This window comes from Streptomyces antimicrobicus, from assembly GCF_020532625.1.
GTDB lineage: Bacteria > Actinomycetota > Actinomycetes > Streptomycetales > Streptomycetaceae > Streptomyces > Streptomyces antimicrobicus.
Genome location: NZ_JAJAUY010000011.1, coordinates 47,490 through 63,673, shown reverse-complemented (window position 1 = coordinate 63,673; position 16,184 = coordinate 47,490). Strand labels below are relative to the sequence as shown.

Below are 16,184 nucleotides of genomic sequence, written 5' to 3'. Positions count from 1 at the left end.
CTCGACCCCGCGCTCAACCGCGTGCCCGACCGTGTGCTCAACCGCGTTGGTACGTGAGTGGTGGGCGGTCGCCCTCCATGAGCTGGCGTTGGAGGGAGCCGTCGGGGAGGAGCCGCAGGCGGCTCCACGGGCCCGGTTGGCAGTGCGGGGGGCCGCCGGATTGCAGGGTGGACGCGCTCAGTTCGACGGTGTCGCCGCCGTGCTGGAGCGTGGCCGTCCAGGTGCAGGAGTACGACGGGTCCTGGACCGAGAGCCTCATCACCGGGTCGCCGACGGAGCCGGGGGTGAGGGTGAGGTGCCAGGTCTGCGTGGTGGCGGTGGTGCGCCAGGTGCCGGCGTACGCCGGGGGGAGGCTGTCGGCGCCGCCTGGCGAGCTGGAGCCCGTGCCGGTTCCGGAACCGGAGTCGGATCCGGAGCCCGAGTCGGCGCTGGAGCGGGAGCCGGGCGACGAGGGGGCTGAGCCCGTGGCGCCGGTGCCGCCGGCCGTCGGCGAGGGCGCCGGGGCGGTACGGGTGCGCTGGCCGGGGGCCGGTTCGCCGGGGTGGCCGCCGCGCACGACGGCGTACACCGTGCCGCCTGCGGCGACCGCCACGACGGCGGCCACTGCGAGCAGGAACGCCGTCGAGGCGGCGCGGGGGCGGTGCGGCCGGGGCGGCTCCTCGACGGGTGGGAGCCCGAGGTAGGTGGGGTGGGGCGGGTACGTCGGACGACCGGGGTTCACGGGCACCGGCCCGTACACCGGCAGCCCGGCCACCCGGGTCGGCTCCTCCGGCCCGAAGCCGGGCTGGGTCGGCTGCGGGGGCTCGGCGCCCGGCCTCGCCTGGTCCGCGGAGGCGGACCTGTGCCCCGGTCCGGTCGGCTGCGCCGCCCCCGGGCCGGGCCCGGGTGGGGCGTCCGGGGCGAAGCCGGTCTCTGGCGACCGGCTCGCGGCCGAGCCGGGCTCCTGCGGTGGGGTGGTGGCGGAGCCGGGTCGTGCCGAGGGGGTCGGGGCGAGGCCGGATCCTTGCGGTGGGGTGGCGTCGGAGGTCGGGTGGGTCGGGGCCGCCGGGGCGGGGCTGGGTGGCGTAGGGGCCACGGGGCCGGGGGATTGGGTGGGCGCCGGGGCGCGGCCGGTGGGTGCTGCCGCGCTCGCGCCGCGGCTTCCCGGGCCGGCACCCGTCGTCCCTGCATCCGTCGTCCCTGCATCCGTCGTCCCGGCACCCGTTGTCCCGGCACCCGTTGTCCCGGCATCCGTCGTCGCGGCACCCGTCGTCCCGGCGGTCGACCGGGCCGGGGTCGCCGGGCCCGGCGGTCCGGCAGGGATCGACTCCTCGTGGTCCAGGAGGCGGACCGCGTGGCGGCCCAGTTGGGCCACCAGCGGGGACGGAAGCCATGGTTCCAGCGCTCGGCCGTCGGCCACCGTGTCGCCCGCGCCCACCCGGGCCAGGATCTGCGCGGGCGTCGGCCGTGCGGCAGGGTTCTTGTGCAGGCAGTCCCGTACGAGGTCACGCAGTTCGCCCGGTACGCCGTCCAGCACGGGCTCCGCCCCCGTGATGCGCAGCAGCAGCGCGGCCAGGCCGCCCGCCTCCTGCGCGTCGCCGAACGGCAGCCTCCCGGTGGCCGCGTACGCCAGCACCGTGCCCAGGCAGAACACGTCGCACGCCGGGCTCACCCGCTCCCCGCGGATCTGCTCCGGTGCCATGAAGCCGGGCGAGCCGACGAGTTGGCCGGTGCGGGTCAGGCCGCCGCCGAGCTGGTCGGACGGGTCGGAGTGGTCGGACTCATGGGGCAGGTGGGGCTGGTGGGGCTGGTCGGGCTGGGCGAGGGCGCGGGCGATGCCGAAGTCGATGACGCGGGGGCCGTCGAGGGTGACCAGGACGTTGGAGGGCTTGAGGTCGCGGTGGATCAGGCCGGCCGAGTGGATGTCCTGGACGGCGTACGCGAGGCCAGCGGCCAGGATCCGTACCGAACGGCTCGGCAGCGGCCCGAAGTCGTGGGACACCACCTGGCGCAGGGCGGGGCCGGCGATGTAGCCGGTGGCGAGCCAGGGGGTCTCGGCCTCGGTGTCGGCGTCGAGGACCGGAGCGGTCCATTCCGAGCCGATGCGGCGGGCCGCCGCGACCTCCCGCCGGAACCGGATCCGGAACTCCTCGCGGAGCGCGAGCTCGCGGTGGACCAGCTTGACGGCGACGGTACGTCCGCGGTCGGAGCGGGCGAGGTAGACCCGGCCCATGCCGCCGCTGCCGAGCCGGGCGAGGAGGCGGTACGGGCCGATGCGGTGCGGGTCCTGCGGAAGCAGCTGCTCCATGGCCGGGTGGTCCTTCCCCCTAGGACTGCCGAACGAGCCGACGATAGTGCGGGTCCGGGCGCCTGTGCAGAGGGAGGGACGGGTGGGGTGGGGCGGCCGGTTGCGGGGTGGGGGAGCGTACGGATGTACGACGTGTCGCTACGGCGAGCCTGCCGCCGCCCCCGGCCGGGAGCGGGTCCTGGCCAGGGCTGACCGGGACCGGGACTGCGACTGGGACTGGGACTGGGACTCGGACTGAGCCGTACCTGCCGGTGCGGGGCCGTCCCGGCTGGCGCGAGGTCGTACCGGGCCGGGCGGACCGGGCCGGGCTGGGCGGACCGGGCCGGGCCGGGCCCTACCGGGCCCGGCGAGGCCGTACAGGGCGGGGCGGGGCCCTACCGGGCCCGGCTGGATCGGGCCCGGTAGGTACCGGGCAGGGCGGGGCCGAACCGGGCCTGGCCCTGCCGTACGGGGGCCGAGGCACGGCCGTACCGGGCCCGGTGGGGCCGTGCCGGGCGGGGCCGCGCCCGGCACGTGCCGTGCCCCTGGTGTGCCGTGCCGCGCCCGGCCGTGCCGTGCTCCCGGCGCTCCCCGGCCCGTGCCGTGCTCCTGGTGCTCCCCGCGCCCGCGCCCGTGCTGCGCCAGTGTTCCGTGGCGATGCCCACGCCGTGCACCTGCTCAGCAGGTGTCCCGGCACAGGCCGTGCCGTGCCGTGCCCGTGCTCGTGCCCGTGCCGTGCCCGGGCCCGTGCCGGTGCCGCGCCTCGGCCCGTGTCCGTGCCGGGGCGGCGGGCCCGTACGGGTGGCGCGCCGGTGCCGTGCGTCGGCTCTCGCCGGTGCCCGGGCTTCGACCCCGCGCAGGTCCCTGCCCCGGCTCCCGGCCCGGCTCCCTGCCCGGCCCACGGCCCGGGCTCGTACCCGGGTCGGCAGGTCGGGTCGGGGTGGGCGGGTCAACCGTGCTCGGGTGGGGCCTGGTTGAGCGTGTCCATGGTCGTCGCCAGGCGTTCCAGGACCCGTACGGTCTCCGCGAAGGCCTCCTCGCCCAGGTGCGCCGCCAGCTGGTCGGCCAGGGCGGCGTGGCCCGGGCCGATGCGGGCGACGGCGGCTCGGCCCGCCGCGGTGGGGCGGAGCAGCTTGGCTCTGCGGTGGGCCGGGTTGGGGACGTACTCGGCCAGGCCCTTCGCGGCCAGGAGGTCCGCGATGCGTTGCACGCTCTGGCGGGTGATGCCCATGGCGCGGGCGATGCCCGCGACGGGCAGCGGCTCGTGCAGGACCGCGCCCAGGACCTGCCAGCGGGCCGCGGTCAGGCCGGCGGGCCGGGCCAGATCCTCCGAGACGGCCAGGAACTGGCCGTTCAGCCGGAACACCCCCAACGCCGTCCGGCTCAGCAGGTCCTGCCGCCGCCGCGTGCTTGCGGCCGCCGCTCCCACTCCCACTCCCGCGCCTGTTCCTGCCGCTGCTTCCGTTCCTGCGCCTGCTCCCGCTCCCGCACCCGTTCCTGCGGCTGCTCCCGCTCCCGCACCCGTTCCTGCGGCTGCTCCCGCTCCCGCTCCCGCGTCCGCTCCCGCGCCCCCCGTACCGTCGGTCTGCGCCGTGGTGTCAGGCATCGCCCGCCTCCGCCGCCGCCATCAGCACCGGGAACGCGCTCGGGTCCGAGTCGTGGAACAGGCGGTACCACGCGTCCAGGACGTCCGGCTTGTAGACGCCGAGCAGGGCGAAGATTTCGCGGGCGAAGGCCACGGGTTCGGTCGGGCCGGCCGTGACCAGGTGGGTGTCGGTGACCGCGTCCGCCTCGACATAGTGGGCCCCGCCCGCGTAGCCCGTGGCCTCCAGGTACGCGGCCGCGGCGCTGGTGTGGGCGCGGTCGTCGAGCAGCCCCTCGCGGGCCAGGCCCGCCGTGGCGCCGCAGATGGCCGCCACGGGCACTCCGGCGGCCAGGAACTCCCGGGCCTTGGCGGCGAACGGGGCCAGGTCGTCGCCGGTGTCCCACAGCTGCGCGCCCGTCAGGATCAGCAGCGCGGAATCCGCCGGGGCCACGTCGGCGAGGGCCTGGTCGGGCTGGATCCGGAGGCCGCCCATGGTGGTGACGGGGCGGTCGGCCGTGAGGGCGACCGTACGGATCTCGTGGCCGCGCTGGGTCAGGTGTGCCGTGGTGTGACCGGTCTCCCAGTCGGCGTACGTGTCGTACACCGCCAAGTGGATCGGCTTCCGCGTCTCGGTCATCGTGTCCGCCTCCATGCTTCCCGCCTGCTTTCCTGTCTGCTTTCCCGTCTGCTTCCCGCCCGACTACGACAGTAGGCTGTCATGTCGTCAGCATGCTGTCAATGGATCCCGGTCCCGCGACACCTTGCCGAGGCTCGCCGCCCACCCCCATACAACCCGCCGATACCACCCCCTACCTGCGTCTTCTACGGTGCTGCCATGACCACCCCTCTCACCCCTCAGGCCGACACCGCACCCACGGCCGCCGCCAAGGACGCCGTCAAGGCCGCCGACCGCGCGCACGTGTTCCACTCCTGGTCCGCACAGAAGCTCATCGATCCGCTCGCCGTGGCCGGGGCCGAGGGGTCGTACTTCTGGGACTACGACGGGAACCGCTACCTCGACTTCTCCTCCCAGCTGGTCAACACCAACATCGGCCACCAGCACCCGAAGGTCGTCGCCGCGATCCAGGAGCAGGCCGCGAAGCTGTGCACGCTCGCGCCCGGCTTCGCCGTGGACGTGCGCTCCGAGGCGGCGCGGCTGATCGCCGAGCGCACCCCCGGCGACCTCGACAAGATCTTCTTCACCAACGGCGGCGCCGAGGCCGTCGAGAACGCCGTCCGGATGGCCCGGCTGCACACGGGCCGCCAGAAGGTGCTCTCGACCTACCGCTCGTACCACGGCGCCACCGCCGCCGCGATCAACCTGACCGGTGACCCGCGCCGCTGGCCCTCCGACACGGCCTCCGCCGGGGTCGTGCACTTCTGGGGGCCGTTCCTCTACCGCTCGCCCTTCCACGCCACCACCGAGGCCGAGGAGTGCGAGCGGGCGCTGGCGCACCTCGCGGACACCATCGCGTTCGAGGGCCCGCAGTCCATCGCCGCGATCGTCCTGGAGACCGTGCCCGGCACCGCCGGGATCATGGTCCCGCCCGCCGGTTACCTCGCGGGCGTACGGGAGCTGTGCGACCGCTACGGCATCGTCTTCGTCCTGGACGAGGTCATGGCCGGCTTCGGCCGCACCGGCAAGTGGTTCGCCGCCGAGCACTGGGACGTCACCCCCGACCTGCTCACCTTCGCCAAGGGCGTGAACAGCGGTTACGTGCCCCTCGGCGGTGTCGCGATCTCCGGCGCGATCGCCGAGACCTTCGACACCCGGCCGTACCCCGGAGGTCTGACGTACTCCGGTCACCCGCTGGCGTGCGCCGCCGCCGTGGCCACCATCGGCGCGATGGCCGAGGAAGGCATCGTCGAGCACGCCGCGCACCTCGGTGAGAACGTCATCGGCCCGGCCCTGGCCGAGATCGCCGAGCGGCACCCGTCCGTGGGCGAGGTGCGGGGCCTCGGCGCGTTCTGGGCGGTGGAGCTCGTACGGGACAAGGAGACGCGCGAGCCGCTCGTGCCGTACAACGCGGGGGGCGCGGACAACGCGCCGATGGCGGAGTTCACGGCGGCGTGCAAGCAGGCCGGCCTGTGGCCGTTCGTGAACATGAACCGGACGCACGTGGTGCCCGCCTGCAACATCACCGAGGCCGAGGCGAAGGAGGGCCTGGCCCTGCTGGACGAGGCGCTGACGGTCGCCGACCGGCACACCACCGCCGGCGCCGCCTGAGGGCCGGCACCGCAGGGGGCCGGCGCCCTCACCGCCGAGTGCCCCCGGCCCCGGCCCGGCCGGTCGTCCGCCCGGACCCGGCCGGTCGTCCGCCCGGGCCGGGCTCGGCCCGTCGCCGTCCGGGCTGGGCCCGTCGCCGTGCGGGCCCGGTCGGCTGTGCGGGGGCGGCCCGGCCCGGTGTCGATGCGGACCCGGTTGGCCGACCGGGTCCGCGTGGCCTGGCCTAAGGTGTCCGGAGTCCTACGAACGGAGACGGACCCCATGGCCGGCAGCGGCGCTGTCACCCGCAACACACTTCGCCAGCAGATCGCGGACGCACTGCGCGACGAGGTGCTCGCGGGACGCCTGCCTCCGGGCACGGAGTTCACGGTCAAGCAGATCGCCGAGCAGTACGAGGTCTCCGCCACCCCGGTCCGCGAGGCGCTGGTCGACCTCTCCGCGCAGGGCCTGCTGGAGTCCGCGACGCACCGCGGCTTCCGGGTCCGGGTCTACACCGTGGACGACTTCCGGGGGATGGTCGAGGCTCGCTCCCTGGTCGTGGACGGCATCTTCCGGCGGCTGGTGGAGCGCGGCACGTCCGCGGGCGTCGCCGAACAGCTGGTCTCCGTACGCCGCCGCGCCGAGGAGGCCGAACGCGCCGCGCGCAGCGGTTCGCTGGAGGTCCTGATCGGCTACGACCTGCGGTTCTGGCGGGAGCTGAGCGGGCTGGTCGGCAACGCCTACATCACCGAGTTCCTGCACAGCATCCGGGTGCGGTGCTGGGTCTTCGCCGTCCCCCACCTCCAGCGCGAGGCGCACGTGGGATCGGCCTTGTGGGACCGGCACATCGAGCTGGTGGACGCGGTGACCCGCGCCGACGCCGACGACGTCCGCCGCCTGGTGCACTCCTACAACGAGCACGCGCTGGACTGGGCGTCCGGGCTCGACCCGGCGGCCGGCGCCGAGGCCGAGGGCCAGAACGCCGCCCGGTGGGCGGATCCCCGCCGGGGGGCACGCGCGTGAGCGCCACGCGGACCACCCGGCTCGGCCAGGTCGCCCTGAGCGTCGTCGTACCCGCGTACGGCGACGGGGGGCCGCAGCCCGAGCGGCTCGGCCCGGCCCTGGGGATGCTGCGCGAACACCTCGACGAGCGGTTCGGGACCGGCCCGGGCGACTGGGAGGTGATCGTCGTGGCCGACGGGCCCGCCGATGCCCCGGCCGACCCCACGGCAGCCGACGCCCCGGGCGCCGGTACAGCGGACCCCGCCGACGCCCCGGGCGCCGGTACAGCGGACCCCGCCGACGCCCCGGCCGCCGGTTCAGCGGACCCCGCCGACCCCCCGGCCGCCGATGCCCCGGAAGCCGCCGACCCCACGGACCCCGCCGACCCCACGGCTGCCGACGTCGTGCTGGCCGCGGCCGCCGAGGATCCGCGCATCCGCCTGATACGCGGCCCGCGCGAGCACCCCGGCGGCCGGGGCAGCGCGCTGCGGCTGGGCGTCGCCGCGTCCGCCGGTGCGCGGGTGCTGCTCACCGACGCCGCACTCGCCTCCCCCGTCGAGGAACTGGAGCGGCTGGAGAAGGCCCTGGCCGAGCACGACGGGGCCCTGGCCGCGATCGGCTCCCCCCGGACGGGCACCGGTGCCGGTCCGGGCGGACGCTTGCCGGGCGGCCCGCGGCTCTTCGACGGGGACCGGGCGCGCGCCGCCTTCGGCGCTTCCCGGCTGGACGACCGGGCCGTCGAGGACGAGGTCCTGCGGTACTTCCGTACGCGCGGCTGGCCCGTGGCGGAGGTCCCGCCGTCCCGTCCGGCGCACGACGACCGGCCCGACGGCGACGACTCCCTCGCCCCGCACCAGCACCAGCACCCGCACCAGCGCCAGCACCAGCACAGCGCGAGCCAGGCCCCCGCGGCAGCGGACCCCGCCGGCGCCCGCGCCCCGGGAGCCCCTCGCCTCCGCCTCCGCCTCCGCCTCCGCCTCCGCCCGGGCCTCCGTCGGCTCGGCGGTTCGCGTCTGGCCGTGCCCGGTCTCTTCCTCCTTGTCGCGTTCCTCTTCTACGCCCGCCTCTGGGCCGACCTCGACGGCGCCTACCTCGCCGACGCGATGCAGGACCAGAACCAGTGGGAGTGGTTCTTCGCGGTCACCGCCGACAACGTCGCCCACCTGCGCAATCCGCTGTTCACCGAGTTCCAGGGCATGCCCGACGGCGTGAACCTGATGGGCAACACGGTCATGCTCGGCCTGTCCGTGCCGCTCGCGCCCGTCACCCTCGCCTTCGGCCCGACGGTCACGCTCGCGCTCGTCTTCACGTGCGGGGTCGCCGCCACCGCGTCGGCCTGGTACTGGCTGATCCGCCGGTGGCTGGACGTGGGCCGCCCGGCCGCGGTCGCGGGCGCGGCGCTGGCGACGTTCGCGCCGCCGATGGTCTCGCACGCCGCCGCGCACCCGAACTTCGTCGTCCTGTTCGTGCTCCCGCTGATCGTCGACCGCGCCCTGCGCCTGTGCGCCGGGCGGAACGTGGTCCGCGACGGGATCGTCCTCGGCCTCCTCGCGACGTACCAGATCTACCTCGGCGAGGAGGCCCTGCTCCTGGCCGCCCTCGGGATGCTGGTCTTCGCCCTCGGCTACGCCCTCTTCGACCGCCGGCGGGCCCGGGTGGCGGCGAAGCCGCTGCTGCGCGGCATGCTCGTGGCGGCGGCCGTCTCGGTGCCGCTGGTGGCGTTCCCGCTGTGGTGGCAGTTCGCCGGACCGCAGAGCTACCACTCCGTGCCGCATCCGCAGGGCGCGGCCAACAGCCCGCGCGCCCTGATCGAGTACGCCGGTCACTCGCTCTTCGGCGACAAGGACACCGCCGCACGGCTGTCGATGAACCACACCGAGCAGAACGGCTTCTACGGCTGGCCGCTGCTGGCGTTCGGCACGGCGGTCGCGGTCTGGCTGTGGCGGCGTACGGCGGTCCGCGCGCTCGCCGTGACCGGCGCCGGGATGCTCCTGCTGTCGCTGGGGCCGGCCGTACCGGTGCCCGGGACCGGGCTCGTGGTGCCGGGGCCGTGGCGTCTGCTGACGCAGTTCCCGCTGTTCGAGTTCGTGATCGAGGGGCGTGTGGCGATGGTCTGCGCGCCGGTCCTCGGCATGCTGCTGGCCCTCGCCCTGGACCGGATCCTGGCGTCCGGGGCCGGCCAGCGGCGCACGCTGGGGCTGCTCGCGGTGGCTGCCGCGCTGATCCCGGTGCTGCCCGTGCCGGTCCCGCTGGCGGTGCGGGACCGCGAACCGGTGCCGGAGTTCATCACCTCCGGCGCGTGGAAGCCGTACGTGCAGGAGGGCGAGGCGCTCGTCGCGGTTCCGCTGCCCGACGCGGGGGTGGCCGACGCCCTGCACTGGCAGGTGCGGGCGGACTTCGGCTTCCGGCTGGCGGGCGGGTACTTCATGGGCCCGTGGGGGCCCGAGCGGATCGGCACCTTCGGCGCCACCCCGAGGCACTTGTCCAACCTGCTGCGCGAGGTCCGCTACGGCGCCGACCCGCCGCCGCTCGGGCCGGAATGGCAGGAGCAGGCGCGGCGCGACCTGGCGTACTGGAAGGCCGGGGCGGTGGTCCTGCCCGATCAGGACCGCAGCGAGGAGCTGCGCGTGCTGCTGACCGGGCTGCTGGGGGCCGAGCCGGAACGGGTGCGGGACGTGTGGGTGTGGCGCGTCGGACCCGGCGGGCGCCCGGCCGCGTGATCCGCGGGCGCCCGGCCGCGTGACCACCGGCTCGCCCGGCCGCCTGACCACCCGCTCGCCCGGCCGCCTGACCACCGGCGTCCGGCCGCGTCACCCGTGGGCCGGGCCCGTGGTCGTGCGGATGTCCGCCCCCGCTCAACTGAAGATGATCATCGAGCCTTGGCCCAGGCTCCGGGTCGCCGCCGCGTGCAGGCCCAGCCAGACGTGGCGTTCCCGGGCGAACGGGCTGTCGTCGTACGGGATCGGCCCCGCCGGCTCGTCCAGCGAGGTCGGCCGCCCCGGCGGGGCGGGCGCGGCCGGAGGGTTGCCCGGGTCGATCCCGATGGCGGGCGCCACCAGGGCCAACTCGCGCAGCAGGCCGTGGGCGGAACCCAGCGGTCCGCCGCCGGCCAGCAGTTCCTCGTTGGCCAGCGGAGCGGCGAAGTCCACGGGGACGTAGGCCCCGGCGTGGTCGTAGTGCCAGACCAGGTGGGACTGCTGGGCCGTGCCCTCGAACATCTCCAGCAGCTGCTCGTAGTCCCCGCCCAGCTCGTCGACCGGGGTCACCGGCAGCCCGCAGATCTGCAGCAGGTAGGCCCGGCGCAGGAAGTGCAGGGCGTCGTAGTCGAAGCCGGCGACCGGGGCGACGTCCCCGGACAGGCCCGGCATGTAGGCGAAGACGGGCACGGACGGCAGCCCGGCCTCGCCGAGCGCCTTGTCGTACGCGGCGATCTCCTCCGCGAAGGGGTTGTCGGGGCTGTGGCACAGCACGTCGACAAGGGGGACCAGCCACAGGTCACAGGCCACGCGGGCTCCGTTCGGTCGTTGTGCGCCGATCGGGCCAGAGTAATGTGCCGGACACGCTCCGCGAAGGGGTGCGCAGAACCGCGCCCGCCGACGGCGCCCGGTCCCCGCAAGAACGATCAGGCAGCGGTCGCCGCGGGCATCAGCTCAACGCGGCTGCTCCGGCGGCCGCTGCCGCGGCATGTTCGGCCGGGTGCCCGGGGGCAGCGGGAAGCGGCTCGGGTGCGCGCCCGGCTCCGGGCGCGGCGCGGCGGCGCCCAGCGACTGCATCACCAGCGGGGTGGGCCCCGAGCGGAACTCCACCATCCAGTCGGTGGTCTCCGCGCGCACCAGCTCGGTGACATCCTCCGAGAACCGCCGCAGCACGGACAGGCAGCGCTCCGCCGCCTCGCTGGCGGTGCCCTCGGTGGGTCCGAGGACCTCCCGGACGTTCTCCGAGGCCCAGTCGAACTGCAGGGTCTGGAGTCTTCGCTGCACCGCCTGCGCCGTGGCCACGTCCCGCATCCAGCCGGAGGTCAGCCCGAAGAACCGGTCGCAGGCCAGGCAGGCGGCGCCCAGCAGCAGCGCCAGGTACCCGTACGCCGAGGCGCCGGCCACCAGCCCGGTCAGCTCCAGCAGCGGCATCGTGGCGCCGGTGACCGCGCCGGCCGCCGCGCCGGCGCGCAGCACCCGGGCACCGCGCCGCTTCCAGGCACGGTCGGAGAGGTACCACGCGGCGGTGCGCAGCGCGTCGTCCTCGACCCGCCGGTAGAGCTCGTCGAGCCGCTCGGCGGGCTCGCCCCAGTCGCCCAGGGGGAACGGCCGGCCGGTCAGATCGCCCGCGGCGTCCCGCCCGCTGCTCTCCTCCCGGGGATCCCGGGGTGGCCCCTCGGGCTGCATCTCCGGCTGGCTCACCCGGCACTCCCTCTGCCTGCGCTGACGTGTGGTGGTGCGCGTGCGCGCAATGGTGCGCATGCTCTTCCTACCTCCGAATGGCGGGCTTTGGACAACGAATCCAGGGATTTCCGCCCGCAAGGAGGTCTTGATCAGGTACGCGCCCGTCCTCCACCTCACCCGAAAGAGTAGGTCCGCACGGCGTAGGGCGCGGCGCCCGGCGAGCACGTAGGCTCGGATCGAGGAGAGCGCGACGAGCGCCGACGGACGTCTGGAGTGAGTGACCTGTGATTCCCGGTGGTGGCCAGCCCAACATGCAGCAGCTGCTCCAGCAGGCCCAGAAGATGCAGCAGGATCTCGCCAGGGCCCAGGAGGAGCTGGCGCAGGCCGAGGTCGAGGGCCAGGCCGGCGGCGGCCTGGTCAAGGCGACCGTGACCGGTTCCGGTGAGCTGCGCGCCCTGGTGATCGACCCGGCGGCCGTGGACCCGGAGGACACCGAGACCCTGGCCGACCTGGTGGTCGCGGCGGTCCAGGCGGCCCACGAGAACGCCCAGGACCTGCAGAAGCAGAAGCTGGGCCCGCTGGCGCAGGGTCTGGGCGGCGGCTCGGGCATCCCGGGCCTGCCGTTCTGATCAGCCGGACCGGCACCGGTTCGGCACCGGTTCGGCACCGGCGCGGGCGCCCGCAGCAGGCAGCGGCACCCGCACCGGCACCCGAACCGGCACCAGCCACCACGATCACCGACACATCAGCATCAGCATCAGCATCAACAGCAGCAGCAGGAAGAAGGCAGTCCGTTGTACGAAGGCGTGGTCCAGGACCTGATCGACGAACTGGGCAGGCTGCCCGGCGTCGGGCCCAAGAGCGCGCAGCGGATCGCCTTCCACGTCCTGCAGGCCGAGCCGGCGGACGTACGGCGGCTCGCGCACGCGCTGCTGGAGGTGAAGGAGAAGGTCCGGTTCTGCGCGGTGTGCGGGAACGTCGCGCAGGAGGAGCGCTGTGCCGTCTGCCGTGACCCGCGGCGCGACGACGCGGTCATCTGCGTGGTGGAGGAGCCCAAGGACGTCGTCGCGATCGAACGGACGCGCGAATTCCGTGGGCGCTACCACGTGCTCGGCGGCGCGATCAGCCCGATCGAGGGCGTCGGCCCGGACGACCTGCGCATCCGAGAGCTGCTGGCGCGGCTCGCGGACGGCACGGTCACCGAGCTGATCCTCGCCACCGACCCGAACCTGGAGGGCGAGGCCACGGCCACCTACCTCGCCCGGATGATCAAGCCGATGGGCCTGAAGGTCACGCGACTGGCCAGTGGGCTCCCCGTCGGCGGAGACCTGGAGTACGCGGACGAGGTCACGCTCGGGCGGGCCTTTGAGGGAAGGCGACTACTCGATGTCTGACGCAACGCTGCACGCCCTCGGCCAGGATCCGGACGACTTCGCCGTCCAGATCGCCGACCAGATCGAGTCCTTCATCGTCGCGGTCACGGAGGTGGCCAAGGGCGAGGATCCGGACTCCGCCGTGCCGTTCCTCCTGCTGGAGGTCTCCCAGCTGCTGCTGGCGGGCGGTCGGCTCGGCGCGTACCAGGACGTCCTGCCCGACGAGCGCTACGAGCCGGACCTCGGCCCCGAGCCGGATGTGGACGAGCTGCGGGAGCGGTTCGCGCAGATGCTCGACCCGGTCGACGTCTACTCCGAGGTCTTCGACCCGTACGAGCCGCGCCGGGCGCCGGTCGCGCACCGGATCTCGGACGACCTCGCCGACGTGGTCGCCGACCTGCGGCACGGGCTGATCCACTACCAGGCCGGGCGGACCGCCGAGGCCCTGTGGTGGTGGCAGTTCTCGTACTTCTCCAACTGGGGCGCGACCGCCTCGGCCACCCTGCGCGCCCTGCAGTCGCTGGTCGCGCACGTCCGGCTGGACCAGCCGCTGCAGGAGCTGGACGGCCTGGACACCGACGAGGACCTCGCCGAGGACGACCTCGCCGAGGAGGCGGGCCGGGTGATGGCCCAGGAGCTGGGCGGCCTCGGGCACCACTGAGCGGGTCCGCGCCAGGCCTCGGCGATCCGGTGACCTCGCCCCGAGTGATCATGAGGTGAACAACACATCTCACGATTCGGTACATCCCGATCGGATGGCGGTCCGTCGTTAGACTGGCCCGGACCGCCAGGGCGGTCGTACCGCGTAATGGACTGAGCGAGGAGCGCACGTGGGCCTTGTCGTGCAGAAGTACGGAGGCTCCTCCGTAGCCGATGCCGAAGGCATCAAGCGCGTCGCCAAGCGGATCGTCGATGCCAAGAAGAACGGCCACCAGGTGGTCGTCGTGGTTTCGGCGATGGGCGACACGACGGACGAGCTGATCGAACTCGCCGAGCAGGTATCGCCGATGCCTGCCGGGCGGGAATTCGACATGCTGCTGACCGCCGGAGAGCGGATCTCCATGGCCCTGCTGGCGATGGCGATCAAAAACCTGGGCCACGAGGCCCAGTCGTTCACCGGCAGCCAGGCAGGCGTCATCACCGACTCGGTGCACAACAAAGCGCGGATCATCGATGTCACGCCGGGCCGGATCCGTACCGCGCTGGACCAGGGCAACATCGCCATCGTCGCCGGGTTCCAGGGCGTGTCCGCGGACTCCAAGGACATCACCACCCTGGGCCGCGGCGGGTCCGACACCACCGCCGTGGCGCTCGCCGCGGCGCTGGACGCCGAGGTCTGCGAGATCTACACCGACGTGGACGGCGTCTTCACCGCCGACCCGCGCGTGGTGAAGAAGGCCCGGAAGATCGACTGGATCTCCTCCGAGGACATGCTGGAGCTGGCGGCCTCCGGCTCCAAGGTGCTGCTGCACCGCTGCGTGGAATACGCGCGCCGTTACAACATCCCGATCCACGTGCGGTCGTCCTTCTCCGGACTGCCCGGTACCTGGGTCAGCAACGAGAAGCCCGAGTCGCAAGGGGACGAGCAGGTGGAGCACGCCATCATCTCCGGAGTCGCCCACGACGTCTCCGAAGCCAAGATCACGGTCGTCGGTGTCCCGGACAAGCCGGGCGAGGCCGCGGCGATCTTCCGCGCCGTCGCGGACGCCGAGATCAACATCGACATGATCGTGCAGAACGTGTCCGCCGCCTCCACGGGCCTGACGGACATCTCCTTCACCCTCCCCAAGACCGAGGGCCACAAGGCCATCGACGCCCTGGAGAAGGCGAAGGGCGCGATCGGCTTCGACTCGCTGCGCTACGACGACCAGATCGGCAAGATCTCGCTGGTCGGCGCGGGCATGAAGACCAACCCGGGCGTCACCGCCAGCTTCTTCCAGGCGCTGTCCGACGCGGGCGTGAACATCGAGCTGATCTCCACCTCGGAGATCCGCATCTCGGTCGTGACCCGCCAGGACGACGTGAACGCGGCCGTCGTCGCCGTGCACACGGCCTTCGGCCTGGACTCCGACAGCGACGAAGCCGTCGTCTACGGAGGCACCGGACGATGACGCCCGGCCGGTCGCCCGCCCCGGCCCTGGCCGTGGTCGGCGCGACCGGGGCGGTCGGAACCGTCCTGCTCCAGATCCTGTCCACCCGGGCGGACGTCTGGGGCGACATACGCCTGATCGCCTCCCCGCGCTCGGCCGGCCGCCGGCTGACCGTGCGCGGGGAGGAGACCGAGGTGCTCGCCCTCACCGAGGACGCCTTCGACGGCCTCGGCGCGGGCGACGTGGCCCTCTTCCTCACCCCGGCCGAGGTCTCGGCCCGCTGGGCGCCCGTCGTGGTGACCCGGGGCGTGGCCGTGGTGGACCGGTCGCCCGCCTTCCGCGAGGACCCCGAGGTGCCGCTCGTGGTGCCGGAGGTCAACGGGTACGCGGCGCGGATCCGGCCGCGCGGCATCGTCGCCGGGCCCGACTGCGTGACCGCCGCGATGATCGCGGCCGTGGGCGCCCTGCACGCCGAGTTCGGGCTGGCCGAGCTCGCCGTGTCCTCGTACCAGGCCGCCGGTGCCTCCGGCCGGGCCGGCACCGAGGCGCTGCGCCGCCAGCTGGCCGTGGTCGCGGGCGCGGAGCTGGGCTCGCAGCCCGGTGACGTGCGGCGGGCCGTGGGCGAGGACACCGGGCCGTTCGCGGCGCCGCTCGCGCTGAACGTGGTGCCGTGGTCCGGCGAGCTGCGCGCGGACGGCTGGTCCTCGCACGAACTGGCGATCCGGGCCGAGTCCCGGCGGATCCTGGGGCTGGACGCGCTGCCGGTGTCGGTGACGTGCGTCCAGGTGCCGGTGCTGACCGGGCACTCGCTGACGGTACGGGCCCGCTTCGAGGCCGCCGTGGACGCCGCGCGGGCCCGCGAGGTGCTGGAGTCCGCGCCCGGCGTGGTGCTCGTCGACGACCCGGCGGCGGGGGAGTTCCCGACCCCCGCGGACGCGGCCGGGACGGATCCGGCGTGGGTGGGCCGCGTCCGCGGTTCGCTGGACGACCCGCGGGCGCTGGAGTTCTTCGTGTGCGCCGACAACCTGCGCACGGGCGCGGCCGTGAACGGCGCCCAGATCGCGGAACTGATCGCGCGTGAACATGCGTAATTCGCTTTGTAGGATCGACCCCGATCCCTCGATCAAGGTGAAGGCACCGGTGCCGCCTGGACAGGTAGGGCATTCGGGAAGAGCGGGTACGCATGAGGGCATTTGGCGCACGGCACAAGAAATCGCCGCGCGCGTACAACCCTGACGAGGGCAGGCGCGTCCTACTGACGTGGCACCAGCTCTGCTCGACCA

13 protein-coding genes are annotated in these 16,184 nt (G+C 74.3%); 8 read left to right on the top strand and 5 right to left on the bottom strand.

Going from position 1 to position 16,184, the window contains the following annotated elements; genetic code table 11:
• Positions 1-37 precede the first annotated feature (37 nt).
• From LG632_RS05015 to LG632_RS05005, 3 genes are all read right to left on the bottom strand, one after another.
• Positions 38-2,287 carry a serine/threonine-protein kinase gene (locus LG632_RS05015; protein ID WP_226725529.1) on the bottom strand — a complete coding sequence of 750 codons (2,250 nt, stop codon included), beginning with the start codon at positions 2,285-2,287 and terminating at the stop codon, positions 38-40.
• Positions 2,288-3,215: 928 nt separating this feature from the next.
• Positions 3,216-3,695, bottom strand: a complete 480-nt coding sequence (locus LG632_RS05010; RefSeq protein ID WP_226725559.1) for a MarR family winged helix-turn-helix transcriptional regulator — start codon at positions 3,693-3,695, stop codon at positions 3,216-3,218.
• Positions 3,696-3,864: 169 nt separating this feature from the next.
• Positions 3,865-4,488, bottom strand: a complete 624-nt coding sequence (locus LG632_RS05005) for a DJ-1/PfpI family protein (protein ID WP_226725527.1) — start codon at positions 4,486-4,488, stop codon at positions 3,865-3,867.
• Positions 4,489-4,686: 198 nt separating this feature from the next.
• Here LG632_RS05005 and LG632_RS05000 point away from each other — a divergent pair, with 198 nt between their 5' ends.
• The 3 genes from LG632_RS05000 (at position 4,687) to LG632_RS04985 (ending at position 9,779) form a co-directional block, all read left to right on the top strand.
• Positions 4,687-6,078 (top strand): aspartate aminotransferase family protein, encoded by a 1,392-nt coding sequence (locus tag LG632_RS05000; RefSeq protein ID WP_226725526.1) that lies wholly within the window; start codon positions 4,687-4,689, stop codon positions 6,076-6,078.
• Between the two features lie 261 nt (positions 6,079-6,339).
• Positions 6,340-7,080 carry a GntR family transcriptional regulator gene (locus tag LG632_RS04990; RefSeq protein ID WP_226725524.1) on the top strand — a complete coding sequence of 247 codons (741 nt, stop codon included), beginning with the start codon at positions 6,340-6,342 and terminating at the stop codon, positions 7,078-7,080.
• The gene (locus LG632_RS04985; protein WP_226725522.1) at positions 7,077-9,779 is read left to right on the top strand and encodes a glycosyltransferase family protein; all 2,703 of its coding nucleotides are present in this window, start codon (positions 7,077-7,079) and stop codon (positions 9,777-9,779) included. The genes LG632_RS04990 and LG632_RS04985 overlap by 4 nt, the downstream gene beginning before the upstream one ends.
• A gap of 135 nt (positions 9,780-9,914) precedes the next feature.
• Here the strand turns inward: LG632_RS04985 and LG632_RS04980 are convergent, their stop codons facing one another.
• Both LG632_RS04980 and LG632_RS04975 read right to left on the bottom strand, forming a co-directional pair.
• Complete coding sequence (locus LG632_RS04980; RefSeq protein WP_226725521.1) at positions 9,915-10,565, bottom strand: putative DNA-mimic protein; 651 nt, start codon at positions 10,563-10,565, stop codon at positions 9,915-9,917.
• Between the two features lie 144 nt (positions 10,566-10,709).
• The gene (locus LG632_RS04975) at positions 10,710-11,456 is read right to left on the bottom strand and encodes an SLATT domain-containing protein (protein WP_226725519.1); all 747 of its coding nucleotides are present in this window, start codon (positions 11,454-11,456) and stop codon (positions 10,710-10,712) included.
• A 266-nt stretch (positions 11,457-11,722) separates the two neighbouring features.
• Here LG632_RS04975 and LG632_RS04970 point away from each other — a divergent pair, with 266 nt between their 5' ends.
• From LG632_RS04970 to LG632_RS04950, 5 genes are all read left to right on the top strand, one after another.
• Positions 11,723-12,067: a YbaB/EbfC family nucleoid-associated protein gene (locus tag LG632_RS04970; RefSeq protein WP_226725517.1), complete on the top strand. Its 345-nt coding sequence runs from the start codon at positions 11,723-11,725 to the stop codon at positions 12,065-12,067.
• Positions 12,068-12,232: 165 nt separating this feature from the next.
• Positions 12,233-12,832, top strand: coding sequence for a recombination mediator RecR (gene recR, locus LG632_RS04965; protein ID WP_226725515.1), 600 nt, complete (start codon positions 12,233-12,235; stop codon positions 12,830-12,832).
• Complete coding sequence (locus LG632_RS04960; protein WP_226725513.1) at positions 12,825-13,472, top strand: DUF5063 domain-containing protein; 648 nt, start codon at positions 12,825-12,827, stop codon at positions 13,470-13,472. Before recR ends, LG632_RS04960 begins: the two co-directional genes overlap by 8 nt.
• Positions 13,473-13,641: 169 nt before the next feature.
• Positions 13,642-14,922, top strand: coding sequence for an aspartate kinase (locus LG632_RS04955; RefSeq protein WP_226725511.1), 1,281 nt, complete (start codon positions 13,642-13,644; stop codon positions 14,920-14,922).
• Positions 14,919-15,992 carry an aspartate-semialdehyde dehydrogenase gene (locus LG632_RS04950; protein ID WP_226725510.1) on the top strand — a complete coding sequence of 358 codons (1,074 nt, stop codon included), beginning with the start codon at positions 14,919-14,921 and terminating at the stop codon, positions 15,990-15,992. Before LG632_RS04955 ends, LG632_RS04950 begins: the two co-directional genes overlap by 4 nt.
• Positions 15,993-16,184: the final 192 nt, after the last annotated feature.